General features: G+C 65.9%; 7 protein-coding genes. 1 reads left to right on the top strand and 6 read right to left on the bottom strand.

The features are described 5' to 3' along the window. Window positions 1–73: 73 nt before the first annotated feature. The 6 genes from H5T60_10515 to H5T60_10490 all read right to left on the bottom strand — a co-directional run bounded on the left by H5T60_10515 (window position 74) and on the right by H5T60_10490 (window position 5,178). Window positions 74–607: an ECF transporter S component gene (locus H5T60_10515; GenBank protein ID MBC7242864.1), complete on the bottom strand. Its 534-nt coding sequence runs from the start codon at window positions 605–607 to the stop codon at window positions 74–76. Between the two features lie 20 nt (window positions 608–627). Beyond that, window positions 628–1,485: an energy-coupling factor transporter transmembrane protein EcfT gene (locus H5T60_10510; protein ID MBC7242863.1), complete on the bottom strand. Its 858-nt coding sequence runs from the start codon at window positions 1,483–1,485 to the stop codon at window positions 628–630. Beyond that, window positions 1,464–2,327: an energy-coupling factor transporter ATPase gene (locus tag H5T60_10505; GenBank protein ID MBC7242862.1), complete on the bottom strand. Its 864-nt coding sequence runs from the start codon at window positions 2,325–2,327 to the stop codon at window positions 1,464–1,466. Before H5T60_10505 ends, H5T60_10510 begins: the two co-directional genes overlap by 22 nt. Beyond that, the gene (locus H5T60_10500; GenBank protein ID MBC7242861.1) at window positions 2,324–3,193 is read right to left on the bottom strand and encodes an energy-coupling factor transporter ATPase; all 870 of its coding nucleotides are present in this window, start codon (window positions 3,191–3,193) and stop codon (window positions 2,324–2,326) included. The genes H5T60_10505 and H5T60_10500 overlap by 4 nt, the downstream gene beginning before the upstream one ends. A gap of 274 nt (window positions 3,194–3,467) precedes the next feature. Continuing rightward, a complete protein-coding gene (locus tag H5T60_10495; protein ID MBC7242860.1) occupies window positions 3,468–4,592 on the bottom strand; it encodes a 6-phosphofructokinase in 1,125 nt (374 codons plus the stop codon). Between the two features lie 4 nt (window positions 4,593–4,596). Then, window positions 4,597–5,178, bottom strand: coding sequence for a macro domain-containing protein (locus tag H5T60_10490; GenBank protein ID MBC7242859.1), 582 nt, complete (start codon window positions 5,176–5,178; stop codon window positions 4,597–4,599). Window positions 5,179–5,832: 654 nt separating this feature from the next. Between H5T60_10490 and H5T60_10485 the strand changes: the two genes are divergently transcribed. Continuing rightward, window positions 5,833–6,183: a hypothetical protein gene (locus tag H5T60_10485; GenBank protein MBC7242858.1), complete on the top strand. Its 351-nt coding sequence runs from the start codon at window positions 5,833–5,835 to the stop codon at window positions 6,181–6,183. Window positions 6,184–6,193 lie beyond the last annotated feature (10 nt).

Raw genomic sequence — 6,193 nt, 5'->3', positions numbered from 1 at the left:
TCTTGGCTATGCCCTGGATCCTCAAGCCCCGACTGATCAGACGCGCTCTCTTCACCTACCGATGGTCTCTCGCCTATGAAAGTGGGTAAGAGTCAGCCTTCCAGGCCGATACCACCGCCACCACGATGATGACCGCTACCACGATCTCCGGCAGGCCGTGGGTGACGCCCACGGTCAGCGCGACGCCCGGGGCCATATACCCCCGCCATACAGCCATGCCCAGCACGAGCACCGTATTGGTCAGCGTGCCCACCGCCGCAGACACGACCAGCGCCAGGTACTCGTTCAGCCGGCGCAGGGCGATGTATGCCAGCCAGGCGGTGATGCCGATGAAGATGCGCGGCAGGATGGCCACAAAGGGGTCCTTGAACATGGGGATGGTGGCCTGAAAGAAGCTGAAGATGCCGAAGACCAGGCCAATCATCCCACCGACCGCCGGCCCTTCCATAATACCGCCGAGGATGGCCGGTACATGCATGATGGTGGCGTTGCCGGCCGGCGTCGGCACCGGGATAAAGCCCAACCGCGTCGCTCCGAGCAAAATGGCGATGGCCGCCAGCACGCCGGCGGTGACCACCCGCCGCACCAATTTGTCCGTCCCGTTCATGCGCGCACCTCCTGACAGGGTTAGAATGGGAAGCTCTTGCGGAACCAGATAAAGCCGGCGGCCAGCAAAGCACAGACGAGGATGGCGATGCCATCCGCCCGTCCCATGTGAAGCTGGATCAGCCGTGTGCGGCCCCGGCCGCCGGCGTAACAGCGCGCCTCCATCGCCACGATCAGCTCCTCGGCGCGCCGGAACGCGTCCAGGAACAGCGGCACGATGAGCACCAGCATGGCGCGCGCCGTGCGCCAGAAGCGCCATCGGCCGCCGGCGCCGACGTCCGCCCCGCGCGAGGCCTGCGCCTTGGCCAGCGTCTCCAACTGCTCCGCCAGGATGGGGACAAAGCGCAGGGCGAGGATAAAGATGAGGGAAATCTCATGCGCCGGCACCCCCAGCCGGCCAAAGGGCTTTAACATGTCCTCCAGTCCATAGGCCAGATGGGCCAGCGGCGTCGTGTTGGTCAGGATGCTGGCCAGGATCATCAGGTCCACGAAGCGCGCCAGCGATACCAGCACCAACTGCAGGCCACTGCTGGTGATGAAGATAGGGCCCCAACGCAGAAAGGTGATGACCGGCAGTCCGCTGGTGACGGATGGGTTGCCGTAAAAGGCCAACTGCATCAGCGACAGTGCGATGATAAAGGGGAGCGCCGGCCGCACCCCACTCAGCACATAGCGGAGCGAGATGCCGGCCGCACGGATCAGCCCCAGGCACAGCGCCAGCAGGAGAATATTGGCCAGATATGATGTGTTCACCGTCAGCGCCAGCGACAGCAAAAGCACCACCGTGATCTTGGCGCGCGGGTCCATGCGGTGCACGAGCGAATCGCCCGGCAGATACTGCCCGATGGTGATATGCCTCAGGAGCGCAAAATCCTGCATAGCTCCTCCACCGTCTCCTCAAATCGGATGGCGTACGGGTCCACGTCATAGCCCCGCCGGCCCAGTTCTCCTAACACCCAACTGGTGACCGGCTGGCCCAACCCGAGGGAGTTCAGCAGGTCGGTGTGGGCAAAGACCTCCGCCGGCGTACCCTCATCCACCATGCGTCCCTCCGCCATGACATAGACCCGGCCGGCCAGGGCCGCGATCTCCTCCATGTCAGAGGAGACCACGATGACCGTCATGCCCTCTGCGGCGTTCAGCCGGCGCACCTGCTCCAGCCATTCCTCGCGCGTCAGCGGGTCCAGCCCGGCCGAGGCCTCGTCCAGAATGAGCACGCGCGGGCGCAGGGCCAGCACGCCGGCGATGGCGACCTTGCGGCGCTCCCCGCCGCTGAGGGCCGCGGTGGGGCGGTCCACGAATGTATCGAAGTCCAGGCCGACAACCCGCATGGCCCATTCCACGCGCCGGCGGATCTCCTCGCGGGACATCCCCAACTGCCGCGGGCCGAAAGCGATGTCATCGCCCACCAGGGTCTCGAAAAGCTGGCGCTCCGGATGCTGGAAGACGATGCCCACCATCTGGCGCAGGCGGCGCAGGTCCACTGTGGGGTCGGCCAGGTCCTGCCCATCCACGATGACGTGACCGGGTTCCGTCGGGCGCAGGAGACCGTTGCAATGCTGGAGCAGGGTGGATTTGCCGGCGCCGGCAGGGCCGATGAGGCCGATGATTTCGCCGGCATACACCTCCATGGACGCGCCGCGCAGGGCCACCGCCTGCAGGGGTGTGCCGGGGAGATAGGTATAGTGCAGATCGCGAATCGCAATAAGCGGTTCGGTCATAGCCGCCCTCCCGCCGGCACGGACACCGCATGGGCATGCACCGCCTCGACCAACGCCTCGCGCGTCAGCGGCAGAGGGGAGAACGCCACCCCACTGCGAACCTGGATCGCCTCGGCCAACTGCGCCGGCGTCGGGGGCACCAGCCGCAGTTCGCGCAGGCGCTCCCGCTGGGAGAAGACCTCCTGCGGCGAGCCTTCCAGCGCGATCCTCCCGCCGGCCAGCACAATGATGCGTTCGGCCAGGGCGGCTTCCTCCATGAAATGGGTGATGGAAATGATGGTCGTGCCGGCGGCATGCAGTCGCCGCACCACCTGGAGCACCTCGGCGCGGCTGGCCGGGTCCAGCATGCTGGTAGCCTCGTCGAGCACCAGGCAGGCCGGCTCCATGGCCAGGACGCCGGCGATGGCGACCCGTTGGCGCTGTCCGCCGGAGAGCAAATGGGGTGGGCGGTGGCGCAGTTCCCACAAGCCGACGGCCTGCAGGGCCTTTTCCACGCGCTGGGCCAGCGCCGGCTGGGGCACCCCCAGATTCTCCGGCCCAAAGGCCACGTCCTCTTCCACCAATGTGCCCACAATCTGATTATCCGGGTCCTGGAAAACCATGCCGACGATGCGGCGGATGTCCAGGGTGTGGCGGGGGTCAGAGGTGTCCATGTCCTGGACGTACACTTTGCCGCGAGTGGGCAGGAGGAGCGCGTTGAAATGGCGGGCCAGGGTGGATTTGCCCGAGCCGTTATGGCCGACGATGGCGATGTACTCGCCGCGGCGGATGGTCAGGGAGATGCCGTTCAGCGCCGGCACAGCGTCCGGCTCGCCGGCGCGGTAGGCGAAATGCAGGTCTTCCACACGAATCAGGATGTCATCCATGCCCAGGCCCCCAGCGCAACAAAAAAGCCCACAGCACACGACTGTGGGCGCCTTTCCGGCATCTCACTGGATATGGCGTCGTCTCGGTCGCGTGCCGATCCAAGCGACTGCTGGTACAGCGTCATGATCAACGGCTCACTGCCGGCGCCTCGCCGGTCAGCGGCACCATTTCAATGCAGAGCTATTATACCACCGGCGGGGATTTTCGCAAAAAGCGGATACGCTTATGAAGCTGTCCGATGGCAATGCGGCGCACCATCCAGTTCTTCGACCGCTATCTGAAGTGAGCCGGCCGCAGATTGGCGTCTCCCAAACAAATGCCCAGACTGCGCACCGTGCGCACCAGGTCGCTGTCCGGCACGACGCGCCGCGGCTGTGCGATAGCCTCCGCAATAGGCACATGGGTGACCTGTGCGCCCTGCAGGGCCACCATGTGCCCGATGTATCCGCCGGCGATCAGGTGCACCACTGCCGAGCCGAAGCGCGAGGCCAGCACCCGGTCGAAGGCGCTAGGTGAACCGCCCCGCTGGATGTGCCCCAGCACCGTGACGCGCACCTCCATGTCCAGCCGGCCGGCCAGCTCCCGGCCCACGACGGCGCCGATGCCGCCCAGACGCGGGCCGGCGATGGGATCGCCGGTGTCCTGATAGACGGGACTCCCGCCGGCGGGATATGCCCCTTCCGCCACCACCACGATGCTGAATTTGGCGCCGCGCGCCCGCCGGCTCTCAACCTGCCGCACCAGCGGCTCGATATGGAACGGGATCTCGGGGATGAGGATGGCGTCGGCGCCGCCGGCCACGCCGGCCTGCAGGGCGATCCAGCCGGCCTCGCGCCCCATCACCTCCACCACCATGACGCGGTGATGGCTCTCGGCCGTGGTGTGCAGGCGGTCAATCGCCTCCATGGCGGTATTGACCGCCGTGTCAAAGCCGAAGCTGACATCGGTCAGGCCAATGTCGTTGTCAATGGTCTTGGGCACGCCGACGACCGGCGCCCCCATTTCCAGCAGGCGCTGGGCGATGTGTAGGGAGCCGTCCCCACCGATGACCACCAGGGCATTGATCCCCAGTCCATTCAGCCGCTCCAGCACCTGCGCGGACACATCGCGCCGCTCCCATGTGCCGGCCGGCGTCCGCACCGGGTAGGCGAAGGGATTGGCGCGGTTGGTCGTGCCCAGGATGGTGCCGCCGCGCGGCAGGATGCCGCGCACGTCGGCGATATCCAGCCGGCGCGTCTTATCGGGCAGGATCAACCCCTCGAAACCGTCCTCGATGCCGATGACCTCCCAGCCGTACTCGTACACAGCGGTCTTGACCACGGCGCGGATCACGGCGTTAAGGCCCGGGCAATCCCCGCCGCCGGTAAGCACGCCGATGCGGGAAATGGGCTGGCGCATGGCGCTACTCCTCTCCCCCAAACTGCCGGCCGGCCTCCGCCGCGAAAATCTCGGCCGTCGTGGCGTCAATGTTGCAGAAGTTGACCTCCCGCAGAGAGGTGTCCGGGTGCTCCCCCAAATACCGGCGCACCGTCTCGATCATGATGCGGGCACAGCGCTCCTTGGGGAAGCCGAAGATGCCGGAGGAGATGCCGGGCATGGAGATGCTTCGCAGGCGGTGCTGGTCCGCCAGCTCCAGGGCACTGCGCACGGCAGAGGCGAGCTTCTCGTCCTCGCCGCGCGTTCCGCCGGCCCATACCGGGCCGACGGCATGGATGACGTAGCGGGCGGGGAGCCGGCCGGCGCCGGTGATGGCGGCGGTGCCGGTGCGCACCGGGCCATGCTGTGCCACCCATGCGCTGCTCTCTTCCTGGATCTCATAGCCGCCCTTGCGCACGATGGCGCCGGCGACGCCCCCGCCGTGGGCCAGGTGTTCGTTGGCGGCGTTGACGATGGCATCCACCGCTTCATCGGTCAGGTCTCCCTGGACGACGCGGATGACCTGGCCGGCGGGCGTGGTATGCTCGAAAAGGATGCGTCGGGTCATGGGGCACCTCCATCATCTGATAACGCTCCGCTGGCGGAAGATGTAAGAAAAGGGTTGACGTAGCCGCTCCATTGTGCTATATTTGACATGGAATTTCCCCTGGGCCTTAGTATACGGCCGGCGGCGCGTACAGTCAACCATCTGGAAAGAGAGGGGGTTGAAACAGTCCCATTTGCGCATCGTTCCACGGACTGAAGCAGCAGTCCCAGAGCTAGCCAACCGGCACAACCTAGACCAATAGTGTGGTTCTGTAGTATAATCCCCGCACCTCTCCCTCTCCCTGCCGGCGGCGAATAGGGTTCGAAGAACGCCCTGGAAAAACCCTGTCCCTCCCTACACCTCGCAAGCGGGACGCAAGCATGAAAGGCGTATGACTGGGCGTTAGTCTGTCCCGAATGGAGGCACCTCCCGGGAGCGGCCGGCCCGGCATGCCGGCGGAGCCTGGCCGTTGCCCCTCAATGCCCGACGACAAGGAAGCAATTATGAAGATGGCCGATTGGGTTGGACAAACCCTGCGCTGGGTTCAGCCCCGCGCCCTGAAACAGGAGTTCGAACTGCGCGCAGGAAATCCCTATCGCCACGCTCCGCTTCCGCAGTGCCTTCCGCTCCGAAGCCACTGCGGAGAGCGCCGAAGGATGCTGGACGTTCTGGCAGGTGGGCTTCTGGCGCCAGCGCATTCTCGTCCGTGAGTGCGGCGCGGAGACCGACCTGGCGGTCTTCCACCGCCACATCTGGCGAGGAGGTGGGATACTGGAACTGGCGGACGGCCGGCGCTATACGGTGCGCACCAACTTCTGGGCCACCAGGCTGGAGCTGACCGACGAAGCCGGCAATTCCCTGCTCACTTTCCGCAAAATCGGCGGCTTCCTGCACCTGTGCGCCGAGATGGAGATCAGCCCGGAGGCAACGCATTTGCCCGAACTGCCCTGGCTGGTGCCCTTCGGATGCTACCTGATCGTACTGAAATATCGGGAGCAGGCGGCGACCGCCGCGGCGGCATCCTGAAGCCTTTCCT

The sequence above is a fragment of the Anaerolineae bacterium genome (assembly GCA_014360855.1).
Lineage (GTDB): Bacteria > Chloroflexota > Anaerolineae > JACIWP01 > JACIWP01 > JACIWP01.
This window is presented reverse-complemented; position numbering and strand designations above follow the sequence as displayed.